Origin of the sequence: Oceaniradius stylonematis (assembly GCF_003149475.2) — a bacterium.
Taxonomy (GTDB): Bacteria; Pseudomonadota; Alphaproteobacteria; order Rhizobiales; family Rhizobiaceae; genus Roseitalea; species Roseitalea stylonematis.
The window spans coordinates 137,984-151,992 of record NZ_QFWV02000002.1; the positions used below are offsets into that span (position 1 = coordinate 137,984).

Genomic DNA, 14,009 nt, shown 5'->3' on the forward strand with positions numbered 1-14,009 from the left:
CCAGGTGCGCGAACGGTCGGAACGATTTGAACAGGCACGACACCCAATATGTGAAGTTCGAGCGCGACGCGGGCCGGCGCTTGCGAACGCTGCCGTCCCATGGCGGGCGCCGCAAGGGGCCGGTGCATGCGCCGCTTCTGCCCCCGGTCCGCCGCCTCGCGCGGCGGACGATCGGCTTTTCCGTTGTGGCGGTCGTGGCGGTGGTCTTGCTGGCCGCCATGCTTGCCGCCAGCGGGCTTCTGGCCGGTCCCGCCCAGCGTATGGCCGGCGAAACGCTGCAGCGCATGGTGCCCGAGGGGTTTGCGCTGACATTGGGCAACACCGATGTCCGCCTCTCTTGGCCGCCAAGCGTGGCGGTGACGTTCGACGACGTGTCGCTTGCGCCCGGTCCCCAGGCCGACCCGGTGGCGACGGTCGGCCGGCTGTCCGTGCAGATCGACCCCGTCGGCCTTGTGCGCGACAACCCCCGCGTGGCCGGCATCGCCGTCAAGGGCGTGCACATCGACAGAGCGGCCATGGCCGCGTTCAATGCCGGCGGCGACGAAGCGCCCGGCGTGCCGTTCGCACTCTCCGAAGTGCCCGAGCGGTTCGACGCCCTGTTTGCGGCGATGCGTCGATGGGGCGCGATCCACCTGCACCAGGAGGGCGGACTGCGCCTGAACATTGCCGACAGCACCCTTGTGCTGGGTGAGGGCGGCATGGTCTCGACCCTCTCCGTCGAGCGGCTGACGGGACGCGCCGATGCCAGGGGCAATGCCGTATTCGAGGGCGAGATCGCTTTCGACGGCAGCATCTCGGCCGTTTCGGGCGAATTGAACGTTCCACGCGCCGACCAGCCGTCGGAACCCGCGCAGCTCTTGGTGACAGTCGATGCGATGCCGTTTCCCTGGCGCCGCCTGCCAACGCTGTTCTCCGAGGTGGCCGCCGATCACGAGCCCGGCGCCGAACGGCCGCCCGTGCCCACCGAGACGGTATTGGAACTGGTCCACACGCCGCGCGATTCAGCCGCCAACGTGCTTCGGGCGACGCTTGCGCCGCAAGATCTGACCCTGAAGCTTGGGGCGGACGATTTCGTGCCGCTCGGCGGACGGATCGTCGCCGATTATGGTTTCGAAGACCGGGTGCTCTCGGTCGAACCGCGGCAATGGTCGCTCGGCCGCTCGACCTTCGAACTGTCGGTGCGCATGCGCGATGCCGTTGACGCGGCTCCCGCGCCGGGCGCTGCTTTCGCGCCGCTCGAATTCGATGCGATCGCCAATCGCGGGCGCCTGTCGCCGGCCGATTCGCCCGAGCAATCACTGCGTTTTGCGGCGCGCGCGCGGGGCATCGTCGATCCCGCCGAACGGCTTGTGCGGTTCACCGACATGCAGATGCAGTCTGACGCCGGCGGCGCCAGCGCCGAGGGCCAGATGAGCTTTTACGCTGCCGCGCCGAGCGCGGTGTTCAAGATGGACATCGAGGACATGTCGGTCGCCGGGCTCAAACAGTTCTGGCCGGCGCCGGTGGCGCGCGGCGCAAGGCGCTGGGTTCTGGACAATCTCGCAGGCGGGCGGGTGGTTTCAGGCCGTTTCGACATCGTTGAGCCGCTGCGGCGGCGCCTGCCGGGCACGAACCAGCGCGTCCTTGGCGACACGGAGATCGCGCTCGAGGTTGAAGGCGTGCGCTTTGACATTGCCGGCGATCTGCCGCCGGTTCGCGATGCGGTCGGCCGGATCGAGCATTCCGACCAGACCACCCGCATGCTGCTGCGATCGGGCACGGTGTTCCTGCCGTCGGGCCGGACGGCCGAGGCCAGCGACGGCGTGATGGTGATCCAGCCCGAGGATGAGAACGGGCTGGTCGGCGCCGATGTCAGTGTGCGCGTCCGCGGCACGGCCGCAGCGCTCGGCGAGATCATCGCATACCGGCCGATCAACGCGATGCAGTATCGCGCCTACGACCCCGACGACTTGAGCGGCAATGTGGATGCGCAGATCGCCATCGGCCTGTTTCTCAATGGCGGCGAGGACGGGCCGAGACCCGACTGGACCGTCGACATGGACCTGTCGGACGCGGCCATTGCCGAGCCCGTCGACGGCTCGCTTCTCACCGGCTTGAACGGCGCCGTCAGCGTCACGCCCGCGCGCGCCGAGCTGGATCTGACCGGGGCGATCGACGGTCTGCCCGCCGAGATCGCCATGACGATCCCGTTCGCATCGGATGTCGAGGCGGCAAGGTCGATCACGCTGCGGCTCGACGATGCCAGCCGCGAGACTTTCGCGCCTGGGCTGGACGTGCTGCTGCGTGGACCGACCCCGCTGGAAATGGAGGGCACGGGCGCGGCGTTCGACGTGTCGGCCGATCTGACATCGGCCGAACTCCTGTTGCCCTGGATCGGCTGGTCGAAGGGCGCCGGCGTCGGCGCCCGAGCGAACTTCCATCTGCTTCTGGACGGCGAGACGGCGGTGCTCGACGCGTTCAGCCTGACCGGCGGTCCGTTCGGCGCCGAGGGGCGGATCGCGGTCGATGGCAAGGGGTTGAGCCAGGCCCGCTTCGGCTCACTGCGGCTCAATGAGGGCGACAGCGTCTCCGTCGATGTTCGCCGCGAGGGCGCGGGGTACGCGGTCGATGTCGAAGGGCAGGCCGTCGATGCGCGGGCGCTGATCCGCCACGTCCGCAGGCAGATGCAGCAAAGCGGCGAGGGCGGCGGCACGCCGGTGACGGTCTCGGCGTCGCTCGGCACCGTGCGCGGTTTTCGCGGTGTGGAGATGCGCGACGTGCGCACCGAACTGTCGATCCGTGACGGCGGGGTGGAAAACCTGTCGATTACCGGCACCAGCGACACCGGCATGCCGTTCTCGGTGGCGATTCGCGGGCAGGGCGCCGGGCGGCGCGTGCGCATCGAGGCGCTGGACGCCGGCGGGTTCCTGCGTTTTCTCGATCTGTACGGACAGATTCGCGGCGGCGTCCTCAATGCCAGCCTGGCCGGCGCGCCGGGCGGCCAATTGTCCGGTCCCGTGCAGATGACCGGTTTCAGCGTGTTCGACGAGCCGAAACTGTCGCAGCTCGTCTCGACGCGCGGCGACGGAACCGCCAGCCTGAGCGAAGCGGTGCGCCGCGACATCGATACGCGCGAGGTCGTCTTCGACGTGGCGCAGGCCAACGCGGTCTTTGCGCCCGGGGGCCTTTCGATCGGCCAGGGTATCGTGCGTGGCCCGATGGTCGGCTTCGCGCTTCAGGGCCAGGTCTATGACCGGGACGGCGAGATGCGGATGACGGGCACATTCATGCCCGCCTACGGCGTCAATTCGCTGTTCTCGGAAATACCGATCCTGGGGCTTTTCCTGGGCAATGGGCGCGAACGCGGGCTGATCGGCGTGACCTTCAAGCTCGAAGGCTCGTTCGAACGGCCGCAGATCACGGTCAATCCCTTGTCCGTGATCGCGCCCGGCCTGTTCCGGTCGATCTTCGAGTTCAGGTGACATCTGTCCACCTCCCCCTTGAGGGGAGGTCGGCGAGTGGCGCCGTCACACCGGCCGGACGAGCACGTGCTTCTTCTTGCCGACGGACAGCTTGACGACGCCGTCGGCGACCGCGCCTTCATCGACCGTCAGGCGCTCGTCGCTCACCGCCGAATCGTTGACCCGCACCGCGCCGCCCTTCACATGCCGGCGCGCTTCACCGTTCGATACGGCAAGACCCGCCGCGACAAGCAGGTTCAACAGCCCCATGCCGGCTGACAGTTCGGCGGCTGGAACCTCGATCGTCGGCAGGTTCTCCGACAGCGCCCCTTCCTCGAACGTCTTGCGCGCGGTCTCGGCGGCCTGTTCGGCAGCATCGCGCCCATGCACCACTGCCGTCGCCTCGGTCGCCAGAACCTTTTTGGCCTCGTTGATCTCGGTGTCTTTCAACGCGGCGAGTTTGGCGATCTCGTCGAGCGGCAGGCGCGTGAAGATCTTCAGGAACCTCTCGACGTCGGCGTCCTCGGTGTTCCGGAAGTACTGCCAGAAATCATAGGCGCTGAAGAGGTCGTCGTTCAGCCAGACGGCCCCCTGCGCGGTCTTGCCCATCTTCTGGCCCGACGATGTGGTCAAAAGCGGCGTCGTCAGCGCGTAGAGCTGCGGGCCGCCCATCTTGTGGGACAGGTCGAGCCCGTTGACGATGTTGCCCCACTGGTCCGAGCCGCCCATTTGCAAAATGCAGTCATAGCGCCGGTTCAGTTCGGTGAAGTCGTATCCCTGCATGATCATGTAATTGAATTCGAGGAACGACAGCGATTGCTCGCGGTCGAGCCGAAGCTTGACCGAATCGAAGGTCAGCATCCGGTTGACGGAGAAGTGCCGGCCCACCTCGCGCAGGAAGTCGACATAGTTCAGTTCCATCAGCCATTCGGCATTGTTGACCATCAGCGCGCCGGTTTCGCCCTCGCCATAATCGAGAATGCGGCCGAAGACGGTCTTGATGCCGGCGATGTTGTCCTCGATCTTTTCGGGCGTCAGCAATTGGCGCTGGTCGTCGCGGAACGAGGGGTCGCCGACCATGGACGTGCCGCCGCCCATCAGCGTGATCGGCCGGTGGCCGGTCTGCTGCAGCCAGTAGAGCATCGTCACGGAGATCAGATTGCCGATATGCAGGCTGGTCGCCGTCGCGTCATAGCCGACATAGGCGGTGATCGGCCCTTCCATACACTTTGCGTCCAGTCCTTCGGGATCGGAGATCTGGTGGATGAAACCGCGTTCGTTCAGGACGTTCAGAAAGTCGGACTTGTAGGCGGGCATGGGTGCGGTGTTCCGTGCAGATGAGGTGGCCGGCCTTGCCCGCAGGTGCGGACCATTGCCGTGCAAAACCGGTCTGTTCCGGTTTCACGCCGTCATGGCGGTTTGCTTGGTCAAGATCAAGCCGGTGCGGCGCTCGACAGGTCTGCGAGGTAACGACCCATGAGGGCTCTACCGCCCGGCAAGCTTCCGGACATTGTCCGGCACCAGTTCGCCGCGCAGGCGGGCATCGAGATAGTCGGCGCATTCGCCCAGCAGCGTTTCTTCCATCCCCGAGAAGAAATGGTTGGCGCCGGGCAGGGTCTTCTGGGTGATCAGAATGCCCTTTTGCGTGTGCAGCTTGTCGACAAGCCCCTGCACCGCGTCGGGCGGCGCGACCTTGTCGCTATCGCCGTGGATGATCAGTCCGGACGAGGGGCATGGCGCCAGGAAAGAGAAGTCGTAAGTGTTGGGCTGCGGCGCGATCGACATGAAGCCCTCGATCTCGGGGCGGCGCATCAGAAGCTGCATGCCGATCCAGGCGCCGAAGGAATAGCCGGCGATCCAGCACGATTTCGATTCGGGATGCAGCGACTGGACCCAGTCGAGCGCGCCCGCGGCGTCCGACAGTTCGCCCACGCCATGGTCGAACTCACCCTGGCTGCGGCCGATCGAGCGGAAATTGAAGCGCAGCGTGGTGAAGCCGCGCTTCTGGAACATGTAGAACAGATTGTAGATGATCGGGTTGTTCATCGTTCCGCCGAACTGCGGATGCGGATGCAGGATCATCGCGATCGGCGCCGTCTTGTCGGCGGCCGGCTGGTAGCGGCCTTCGAGGCGTCCCGCCGGTCCGTTGAAAATCACTTCTGGCATCGGGTCTCCTTGGCAAAACCGTCGGCGGCCCATCGCATGCGGCGCTGCCGGCATTGAGATGCGTGTTTGCGGCCCGGTTTCAAGGTCTGAAAAGGTTGAATGCAAGCGCGGAGGCCGTCATATGACCATCGACCCCGAAATATCAAGGAAATCCCGCACCTGGCGGGAAAAGAGCGGCCGGTGACGCACTATCTGGACCATAACGCCTCGGCGCCCCTTTTGGAGGCCGCGCGCGAGGCAGTGCTTGCGGCGATGGAGATCGAGGGCAATCCGTCGTCCGTCCACAGGAACGGTCGGGCCCTGCGCGCCATGGTCCAGAAAGCCCGGCGGCAGGTGGCCGGGCTGGTCGGCACCGCGCCGGACCACATCGTCTTTACCTCCGGCGCGACCGAGGCGGCCGCGACATTGCTGACGCCGCACTGGTCGATGGGCCGGTCGTCGCTGACGATGGGCCATCTTTATGTCTGCGCCGCCGATCACCCCTGCCTTCTGGCGGGCGGGCGTTTCCTGCCCGAAGCGGTCACGCGAATCGGCGTCGGTCCAGATGGACTGCTCGATCTTGAGACGCTCAAAGGACGGCTCGCCGCGCACGANGGAGATCAGCGCCGTCGTGCGCGGCGCCGGCGGCATCCTCGTCCTCGATGCGGTGCAGGCGCTGGGGCGCATTCCGGTCGATCTTTCAACGGGTTTGGCCGATTTCCTGATGCTGTCGTCGCACAAGATCGGCGGACCGAAAGGCATGGGCGCCATTGCCGGAGCGTCCGATCTGATGATGCCGCTGCCGCTGATCGCCGGCGGCGGGCAGGAGCGCGGCCACAGGAGCGGTACCGAATCGCCGGCGCTGATCGCGGGTTTTGGCGCGGCCGCCGACGCCGCCGTTGCGGGGTTGAACGGCTTTTCCGAACTGGCACGGTTGCGCGATCGCTTCGAGACCGAACTGCGGCGTGCGGCCGCTGATGTCGTCGTGCACGGCGTCGCTGCGCCGCGCGTCGCCAACACCGTTTTCTTCACCGTGCCGGGCATCAAAGCGGAGACACTGGCCATTGGCCTCGACCTGGCCGGGTTCGCCGTGTCTTCAGGCTCGGCCTGCTCATCGGGCAAGGTGGGCAAGAGCCATGTGCTCGAAGCGATGGGCGTCGAGGGCGACGATGGCGCGATCCGTGTCTCGTTCGGATTGGGAACGGGTTGGGCGGATTTGTCCGCGTTGGTCGATGCGCTGACGCCGCTGATCGGACGGATGCGCGCCGCCTGACGGCTTGCCTACGCGGCAAGAAATGCCACATGATGGAAAACCTATGGCAAAAAGTCAGATTTTCGCTCTTTAGAACTTTTCAAAACTGATGTATGGACTAGATTGACCATGATGAAGGCCGCGTCAGACGGCCATCGTGCGCGCGGTAGCGCTGCATGCAGTTCGGTTGGAAGGAGAGATCGCCATGCCCGCGGTTCAGGAGACGATCGATCAGGTCGCAAAGATCGATGTCGATCAGTACAAATACGGCTTTGAGACCATCCTGGAGATGGACAAGGCCCCAAAGGGCCTGAACGAGGACATCATCCGCTTCATCTCGGCCAAGAAGGAAGAGCCCGAATGGATGCTGGAGTGGCGGCTTGACGCCTATCGGCGCTGGCTGACGATGGAGGAACCCGACTGGGCACGGGTGAACTATCCCAAGATCGATTTCAACGACATCTACTACTACGCCGCGCCCAAGGGGCAGACCGGCCCGAAGACCATTGACGATGTCGATCCGGAAATCCGCCGCACCTACGAAAAGCTCGGCATTCCGCTTGCCGAACAGGAAATCCTGGCCGGCGTGCAGGAGCGCAGGGTTGCCGTCGACGCGGTGTTCGATTCGGTGTCCGTCGTCACCACCTTCAAGGCCGAGCTCGCCAAGGCCGGCGTGATCTTCATGTCGATCTCCGAAGCCATGCGCGAGCATCCCGAACTGGTGAAGAAATATCTCGCTTCGGTGGTGCCGGTCTCCGACAATTATTACGCCGCGCTCAATTCGGCGGTCTTCACGGACGGTTCGTTCGTCTATGTGCCCGAGGGCGTGCACTGCCCGATGGAACTGTCGACCTATTTTCGCATCAACGAGAAGGACACCGGCCAGTTCGAGCGCACGCTGATCATCGCCGAAAAGGGCGCCTACGTGTCCTATCTCGAGGGTTGCACGGCGCCGCAGCGCGACGAGAACCAGCTTCACGCCGCCGTGGTCGAACTGATCGCGCACGAGGATGCGGAGATCAAATACTCGACCGTCCAGAACTGGTATCCGGGCGATGCCGAGGGCAAGGGCGGCATCTACAATTTCGTCACCAAGCGCGGCGACTGCCGGGGCGACAATTCCAAGATTTCCTGGACTCAGGTCGAGACCGGTTCGGCAATCACATGGAAGTACCCGTCCTGCATCCTGCGCGGCGACAATTCACGCGGCGAATTCTATTCGATCGCGGTGTCGAACGGTGCGCAGCAGATCGATTCGGGCACCAAGATGATCCATCTGGGCAAGAACACGTCGAGCCGGATCATCTCCAAGGGCATTTCGGCGGGTACATCGGAAAACACCTATCGCGGCAAGGTGTCCGTGCATCGCAAGGCGACCGACGCGCGCAATTTCACCCAGTGCGATTCGCTGCTGATCGGCGACCGCTGCGGCGCACACACCGTGCCCTATATCGAGGCCAACAATTCCTCGGCGCAGCTCGAGCACGAAGCGACTACCTCGAAGATTTCCGAGGACCATCTGTTCTACTGCATGCAGCGCGGCATTCCCGAAGAGGAGGCGATCGCGCTGATCGTCAACGGCTTCGTCAAGGAGGTCATCCAGGAGCTGCCGATGGAGTTCGCCGTCGAGGCGCAGAAGCTGATCGGCATTTCGCTGGAAGGCAGCGTTGGGTAGCAGCAGCCGGTTTTCGGCACAGGCCGGAGAACAGCCATGTTCGATCCGACAACCATCGTCTGGTACGCGGCGATCTGCGGTGCGCTCGCCGCGCTCGCACCTTCGCTTGGCACCCGCAACCGGCGCATTCTTGTCGGTGCCGTCGTCGGCATCGTGGCAGCCAGCCTTTTGCCGCCGGTCCGCGCAGCCCTGGGGTTGTGATGCGAAAAAATGACGACAACCGTGATCTGACCGGCACGATCCGCCTGGCGGGCGCTGCCACCATCCTGTTCGTGACGGTGGCCGGCTATTTGTGGAACCCGTTCGGCGACCGCTATCTGAGCGCCGGGCTTCTGGGCGGTGTCGCCGCCATCAGCTACGCCATGCGCGGGCTGTTCGTGAAGAAGAAACAAGACTGAAAAGACCGAGTTGGGAACGAAGAAAATGCTGGAAATCAAGAACCTGCACGCGCGGATCGCCGAGGATGGCACCGAGATCATCAACGGTCTCAACCTGACCGTGAAAGCCGGAGAAGTGGCCGCGATCATGGGGCCGAACGGCTCGGGCAAGTCGACGCTTTCCTACGTGCTGGCTGGCCGGGACGACTATGAGGTGACCGAGGGCGACATTCTCTACAACGGCGAATCCATTCTCGAGATGGACCCGGCCGAGCGCGCCAGCGCGGGCCTGTTCCTGGCCTTCCAGTACCCGGTGGAAATTCCCGGTGTCGCCACCATGCAGTTCCTCAAGGTGGCGCTCAACGAGCAGCGCAAGGCGCGCGGCGAGGACGAGCTGACGACACCGGACTTCATCAAGAAGGTGCGCGAGGCGGCCGGCACGCTCGGTGTCGAGATGGAGATGCTCAAGCGTCCCCTGAATGTCGGCTTTTCGGGCGGCGAGAAAAAACGGGCCGAGATCCTGCAGATGAAGCTGCTCGAGCCGAAACTGTGCGTGCTCGACGAGACCGATTCTGGCCTCGACATCGATGCGCTGAAGATCGTTGCCGATGGCGTCAACGCGCTGCGTTCGCCCGACCGCGCCGTGATCGTGATCACCCACTATCAGCGCCTGCTCGAATACATCGTGCCCGATACGGTGCATGTCCTGTCCAAGGGCCGCATCGTCAAGACCGGCGACAAGTCGCTGGCGCTCGAGCTCGAAGCCAAGGGCTATACCGACATCATCGCCGAGGCGGCCTGACATGGTTGCANAGCAGCCATCTGCCCGGCAATGCCGATACCGTGATGGCGCGCGATCAGGCGGTGCAGGCGATCAAGGCGCACCGGCTGCCGACGCGCAAGGTGGAAGCCTGGCACTATACGGACCTGCGCCGGCTTGTGAACGCGATGCCCGAATGGCGCAGCGATGTGGCTGCCGGGCCCGCCGATCCGCTTGTCGACAATGCCCACCGGTTCGTCCTGATCAACGGTCAGCTGATCGAGCGGACCGAAATCGAGGGCTGTCAGATCGAGGCGGTGGCCGACGCGCTGCGCGCCGATGTGGGCGGTGTGATCCTGGAAGCGCCGACCGAAGCCGACGATGCGATCGGCGCGATCAACACCGCGTTTGTGACCGACGGCGTGCGCCTCACCGTCGCCGAGGGCGCTGACATCGAACGTCCGATCGAGCTCCAGTCGATCCATGATGGCGGGCAGGTGCACACGCGCAACCTCGTCACCGTCGGCGCCGGCGCCAAAGCCGCCTTCATCGACCGGCACATGGGGTCGGACGAAGACGTGCTCGCGTCGAATGCCACCGAACTGACGGTGCGCGAAGGCGCCGAAGTCCGCTGGATCATCGTGCAGGAACAGGGAGCGGCTGCGTCCCATCTCGGCACTTTCAGGCTGACGCTCGAAAAGGACGCAAAAGCCACCCTGTTCATCGCCAACTATGGCGGCCGGCTGGTGCGCCAGGAGGTTCATGCCGCAGCGACCGGCGAGGGCGCCGAACTGGCCTTCCGCGCGATCAACATGATCGGCGAAAAGACTCATTGCGACGTGACGCTGGAACTGGACCATCTCGTCGCCAACACCACATCGACCGAGACGGTGCGCAACGTCGTCACCGGCAAGGCGCAGGGCGTGTTCCAGGGTCAGATCCGCGTCGCACGGGCCGCGCAGAAGACCGACGCGCAGATGGCCTGCAACACGCTGCTGCTCTCCGATGAAAGCGGTTTTGCCACCAAGCCGGAACTGGAGATCTTTGCCGACGACGTCGTCTGCGCCCATGGTGCCACGGTCGCCGAGATCGACGAGGATCATCTGTTCTACCTGATGGCGCGCGGCATTTCGGCCAAGACGGCGCGAGGCCTGCTGATCGAGGCTTTTGTCGACGAGATCGTCGAGGAACTGGACGACGATGCGCTGATCGAGGCGCTTGAAATCCGCATTGCCGACTGGCTGGAGGCGAACGGGTAATGAGCGCCGATCCGGTCTCGAACGCTGCTTACAATGTCGACGCGATCAGGGCCGACTTTCCGATCCTTTCCCGGGAAGTCTATGGCAAGCCGCTGGTCTATCTGGACAATGGCGCATCGGCGCAAAAGCCGCGTGCGGTGATCGACGCGGTGGCGCGCACCTATGAACACGAATATGCAAACGTGCATCGCGGGCTGCATTACCTGTCGAACGCGACGACCGATGCCTATGAGGCAGCGCGCGAAACCGTCCGGCGCTTTCTGAATGCGGGCTCGGTCGACGAGATCGTCTTCACCAAGTCGGCGACAGAGGCGATCAACACGGTCAGCCACGGGTTCGGCGCGGACGCGATCGGCGAGGGCGACGAGATCGTCATTTCGATCATGGAGCACCATGCCAACATCGTGCCCTGGCATTTCCTGCGCGAGCGCATAGGCGCCAGGCTCGTCTGGGCGCCCGTCGATGATGAGGGTCGGTTCGACATTGCCGAATTCGAGGCGCGGTTGACCGACCGGACCAAACTGGTCGCGCTGACCCATGTCTCCAACGTCCTGGGGACGGTCGTGCCGATCAGGAAGGTCTGCGAGATCGCCCATGCGCGCGGCATTCCCGTTCTGGTCGACGGCAGCCAGGGTGCCGTGCATCTTCCGGTCGACGTTCAGGATCTCGGGTGCGACTGGTACGTCTTCACCGGCCACAAGACCTACGGGCCGTCCGGAATCGGCGTGCTCTACGGAAAGGCGGAACGCCTTGCGGCCATGAAACCGTTCCAGGGCGGCGGCGAGATGATCCTCGATGTGAGCGAGGATGCTGTAACCTACGCCGATCCGCCGCACCGGTTCGAGGCGGGCACGCCGCCCATCGCCCAGGCGATCGGGCTCGGCGTCGCGCTCGATTACATGGACCGGATCGGCCGTCCCGCCATCGCGGCGCATGAGGCCGATCTGCGCGCCTACGCGCACGAGCAGCTTTCGCGCATCAACGCGCTGCGCATCATCGGCAACGCGCCCGACAAGGCGGCAATCATCGCGTTCGAGATCGAGGGGCTGCACGCGCACGACATTTCCATGGTCATCGACCGGTCGGGTGTTGCCGTGCGTGCCGGCACCCATTGTGCCCAGCCGCTGCTCAAGCGCTTCGGCGCCACGTCCACCTGCCGGGCGTCGTTCGGCATGTACAACACGCGCGCCGAAGTCGACGCGCTGGTCGAAGCGCTGGAAAAGGCGCGCGAGTTTTTTGCATGAGCACCGTCGTGCTAGGATGATCCCATGATGGAAGACCAGACACCACAAACCGCACAAACCGAAGCGCCGGCAACGGCGGCCACGCCGACCCCGTCGGCGCTGCCGCGCGACGAACTGGCGCGCATGACCGACGATATCGTCGCGGCGCTGAAGACGGTCTACGATCCGGAGATTCCGGCCGACATCTACGAACTCGGCCTGATCTACCGCGTCGACATCGAGGACGACCGGACGGTCAAGGTGGAAATGACCCTGACGGCGCCGGGCTGCCCGGTGGCCGGCGAGATGCCGGGCTGGGTCGAAAACGCAGTACGCACCGTCGAGGGCGTCATGGATGTCGAGGTGGAGATGACCTTCGATCCGCCCTGGACGCCGGACCGGATGAGCGAGGAAGCGCAGATCGCGGTGGGGCTCTACTGACGGCCGCTTGCGCGCGCTGCCGGGCGTGCATAAATCTCAGGCAACGACAGGAGTTGAACCCATGGCCTTTGCCATCATGACCATGACCGACCAGGCTGCGGATCGCGTGCGCGAGATCGTCGCCGGACGCGCCGAACAGGGTGCGCAGGGCGTGCGGGTCGGCATCAAGAAGGGCGGCTGCGCGGGCATGGAGTATACGGTCGATCTGGTCACCGAACCCGATCCCAAGGACGACCATATCAGCCATGCGGGCGCCCATGTATGGGTCGATCCGGCGGCGATGCTCTATCTGCTGGGCACGCAGATGGATTTCGAGGTGACCAAGCTGCGTACCGGCTTCGTCTTCAACAATCCCAACCAGTCTTCGGCGTGCGGGTGCGGCGAATCGGTCGAACTCAAGCCCGCCGATCTGAAGGAACTGGCCGAGGCGCGGGGCGAACTGTAGCCCGACACAGGCGCTCGACCCTCCACCGGCTCGAAACGCAGCGCGGACCAAATGCAACCCAACCGGGAGCGTGCCGTCAGATTCCTCATCGGCCTGACTTGTGCCGCCGCGGCGCTGGTCGCCGCCTTCCGCCGGACGGGCGCGACCTTCCCGGCGTGTCACGAGCATTTCCGTCTCGAGCAGTAAGGACCGTCGAGGGACGCCGATGGATGAAGACTATCTCAGGGACCTGTTTGCCCCGTTCGGGCCGATCACCATCAAGCGCATGTTCGGCGGGCAGGGCGTCTACTGCGCGCACGGCATCTTTGCGCTCGTTGCCTTCGACAAGCTCTATGTGAAGGGCGACGACCAATCCTCGCCGGTCTATGAGGCCGAGGGCATGGAACGCTGGGTCTATGAGGGCCACAAGAACCGGCGGCCCACGGCCATGCCCTATTGGCAGGTTCCCGACGAGGCACTGGAAAGTGCCGATGCGATGGAGCCCTGGGGGCGCCTCGCCGTCGAAACGGCACGCCGGGCGCGCAAGTAATCCTGTTCAGAGCGCGGCGAGCGCCGCGCGCAGCTTCTCGGCGTTGGCCGTCAGCACGTCCTGGTCTTCCATCTGGCCCGAATGGGCGCGCAGCGGCGTGCCGTCATGGCGCGGAATGACGTGGAAATGCAGGTGGAACACCGACTGGCCGCCCGCCGCTTCGTTGAACTGCATCACCGAAATACCATCGGCAGCGAACGCCGCCTTTGAGGCTAGCGCCACGCGCTGGACGACCGCAATCGCCGCGCCAAGCGCCATCGGCTCGGCATCGAGCAGGTTGCGTGACGCGGATTTGGGGATGACCAGCGCGTGGCCGTCGGCCTGCGGCATCACATCCATGATCACCAGCGTGTCTTCGTCCTCATGCACCGTGTGGGACGGGATTTCGCCACGCAGGATTCTGGCGAAGATGTTGTCGGTGTCGTATGCTGTCATGTCCTCGTCCGCCGTTCCGGGCATCGTT

The 14,009-nt window shown here is 64.8% G+C and carries 13 protein-coding genes and 1 pseudogene; 11 read left to right on the forward strand and 3 right to left on the reverse strand.

Translation table 11 applies throughout. From position 1 onward, the window contains the following. The first annotated feature begins 26 nt into the window (after positions 1 to 26). Positions 27 to 3,461 (forward strand): DUF3971 domain-containing protein, encoded by a 3,435-nt coding sequence (locus tag DEM25_RS02130; RefSeq protein ID WP_147393258.1) that lies wholly within the window; start codon positions 27 to 29, stop codon positions 3,459 to 3,461. Positions 3,462 to 3,506: 45 nt separating this feature from the next. On the opposite strand, the gene tyrS is transcribed toward DEM25_RS02130, so the two are convergent. Next, positions 3,507 to 4,757: a tyrosine--tRNA ligase gene (gene tyrS / locus DEM25_RS02135; protein WP_109767178.1), complete on the reverse strand. Its 1,251-nt coding sequence runs from the start codon at positions 4,755 to 4,757 to the stop codon at positions 3,507 to 3,509. A 168-nt stretch (positions 4,758 to 4,925) separates the two neighbouring features. Beyond that, the gene (locus DEM25_RS02140) at positions 4,926 to 5,606 is read right to left on the reverse strand and encodes an alpha/beta hydrolase (protein WP_109767219.1); all 681 of its coding nucleotides are present in this window, start codon (positions 5,604 to 5,606) and stop codon (positions 4,926 to 4,928) included. Positions 5,607 to 5,705: 99 nt separating this feature from the next. Here DEM25_RS02140 and DEM25_RS18465 point away from each other — a divergent pair. The 10 genes and pseudogenes from DEM25_RS18465 to DEM25_RS02185 all read left to right on the forward strand — a co-directional run bounded on the left by DEM25_RS18465 (position 5,706) and on the right by DEM25_RS02185 (position 13,546). Beyond that, positions 5,706 to 6,858 (forward strand): annotated as a pseudogene (locus tag DEM25_RS18465) (cysteine desulfurase family protein). Positions 6,859 to 7,042: 184 nt separating this feature from the next. Then, on the forward strand, positions 7,043 to 8,512 hold the full coding sequence (gene sufB, locus DEM25_RS02150; protein ID WP_109767218.1) for a Fe-S cluster assembly protein SufB: 1,470 nt from the start codon (positions 7,043 to 7,045) through the stop codon (positions 8,510 to 8,512). 36 nt (positions 8,513 to 8,548) lie between these two features. Further along, positions 8,549 to 8,713 carry a hypothetical protein gene (locus tag DEM25_RS17865; RefSeq protein WP_196780242.1) on the forward strand — a complete coding sequence of 55 codons (165 nt, stop codon included), beginning with the start codon at positions 8,549 to 8,551 and terminating at the stop codon, positions 8,711 to 8,713. Then, a complete protein-coding gene (locus DEM25_RS02155; protein ID WP_109767176.1) occupies positions 8,713 to 8,910 on the forward strand; it encodes a hypothetical protein in 198 nt (65 codons plus the stop codon). Before DEM25_RS17865 ends, DEM25_RS02155 begins: the two co-directional genes overlap by 1 nt. Before the next feature lie 25 nt (positions 8,911 to 8,935). After that, complete coding sequence (sufC, locus tag DEM25_RS02160; protein ID WP_109767175.1) at positions 8,936 to 9,691, forward strand: Fe-S cluster assembly ATPase SufC; 756 nt, start codon at positions 8,936 to 8,938, stop codon at positions 9,689 to 9,691. 146 nt (positions 9,692 to 9,837) lie between these two features. Continuing rightward, complete coding sequence (gene sufD, locus DEM25_RS02165) at positions 9,838 to 10,908, forward strand: Fe-S cluster assembly protein SufD (RefSeq protein WP_439650645.1); 1,071 nt, start codon at positions 9,838 to 9,840, stop codon at positions 10,906 to 10,908. Further along, positions 10,908 to 12,152 carry a cysteine desulfurase gene (locus tag DEM25_RS02170; RefSeq protein ID WP_109767173.1) on the forward strand — a complete coding sequence of 415 codons (1,245 nt, stop codon included), beginning with the start codon at positions 10,908 to 10,910 and terminating at the stop codon, positions 12,150 to 12,152. Before sufD ends, DEM25_RS02170 begins: the two co-directional genes overlap by 1 nt. 27 nt (positions 12,153 to 12,179) lie before the next feature. Further along, the gene (locus DEM25_RS02175; protein WP_420578894.1) at positions 12,180 to 12,572 is read left to right on the forward strand and encodes an SUF system Fe-S cluster assembly protein; all 393 of its coding nucleotides are present in this window, start codon (positions 12,180 to 12,182) and stop codon (positions 12,570 to 12,572) included. 61 nt (positions 12,573 to 12,633) lie between these two features. After that, the gene (sufA, locus tag DEM25_RS02180; RefSeq protein WP_109767171.1) at positions 12,634 to 13,017 is read left to right on the forward strand and encodes a Fe-S cluster assembly scaffold SufA; all 384 of its coding nucleotides are present in this window, start codon (positions 12,634 to 12,636) and stop codon (positions 13,015 to 13,017) included. A 205-nt stretch (positions 13,018 to 13,222) separates the two neighbouring features. Beyond that, positions 13,223 to 13,546, forward strand: coding sequence for a TfoX/Sxy family protein (locus DEM25_RS02185; RefSeq protein WP_109767170.1), 324 nt, complete (start codon positions 13,223 to 13,225; stop codon positions 13,544 to 13,546). Positions 13,547 to 13,552: 6 nt separating this feature from the next. Here the strand turns inward: DEM25_RS02185 and DEM25_RS02190 are convergent, their stop codons facing one another. Next, positions 13,553 to 13,981: an HIT family protein gene (locus DEM25_RS02190; RefSeq protein WP_109767217.1), complete on the reverse strand. Its 429-nt coding sequence runs from the start codon at positions 13,979 to 13,981 to the stop codon at positions 13,553 to 13,555. Positions 13,982 to 14,009 lie beyond the last annotated feature (28 nt).

What these genes read in the sequence shown, in the direction of transcription:
- tyrS (WP_109767178.1), bottom strand. Translation starts at nt 4,757, where the DNA reads ATGCCCGCCTACAAGTCCGACTTTCTGAACGTCCTGAACGAACGCGGT.
- DEM25_RS02140 (WP_109767219.1), bottom strand. Translation starts at nt 5,606, where the DNA reads ATGCCAGAAGTGATTTTCAACGGACCGGCGGGACGCCTCGAAGGCCGC.
- sufB (WP_109767218.1), top strand. Translation starts at nt 7,043, where the DNA reads ATGCCCGCGGTTCAGGAGACGATCGATCAGGTCGCAAAGATCGATGTC.
- DEM25_RS17865 (WP_196780242.1), top strand. Translation starts at nt 8,549, where the DNA reads ATGTTCGATCCGACAACCATCGTCTGGTACGCGGCGATCTGCGGTGCG.
- DEM25_RS02155 (WP_109767176.1), top strand. Translation starts at nt 8,713, where the DNA reads ATGCGAAAAAATGACGACAACCGTGATCTGACCGGCACGATCCGCCTG.
- sufC (WP_109767175.1), top strand. Translation starts at nt 8,936, where the DNA reads ATGCTGGAAATCAAGAACCTGCACGCGCGGATCGCCGAGGATGGCACC.
- sufD (WP_439650645.1), top strand. Translation starts at nt 9,838, where the DNA reads ATGCCCGAATGGCGCAGCGATGTGGCTGCCGGGCCCGCCGATCCGCTT.
- DEM25_RS02170 (WP_109767173.1), top strand. Translation starts at nt 10,908, where the DNA reads ATGAGCGCCGATCCGGTCTCGAACGCTGCTTACAATGTCGACGCGATC.
- DEM25_RS02175 (WP_420578894.1), top strand. Translation starts at nt 12,180, where the DNA reads ATGGAAGACCAGACACCACAAACCGCACAAACCGAAGCGCCGGCAACG.
- sufA (WP_109767171.1), top strand. Translation starts at nt 12,634, where the DNA reads ATGGCCTTTGCCATCATGACCATGACCGACCAGGCTGCGGATCGCGTG.
- DEM25_RS02185 (WP_109767170.1), top strand. Translation starts at nt 13,223, where the DNA reads ATGGATGAAGACTATCTCAGGGACCTGTTTGCCCCGTTCGGGCCGATC.
- DEM25_RS02190 (WP_109767217.1), bottom strand. Translation starts at nt 13,981, where the DNA reads ATGACAGCATACGACACCGACAACATCTTCGCCAGAATCCTGCGTGGC.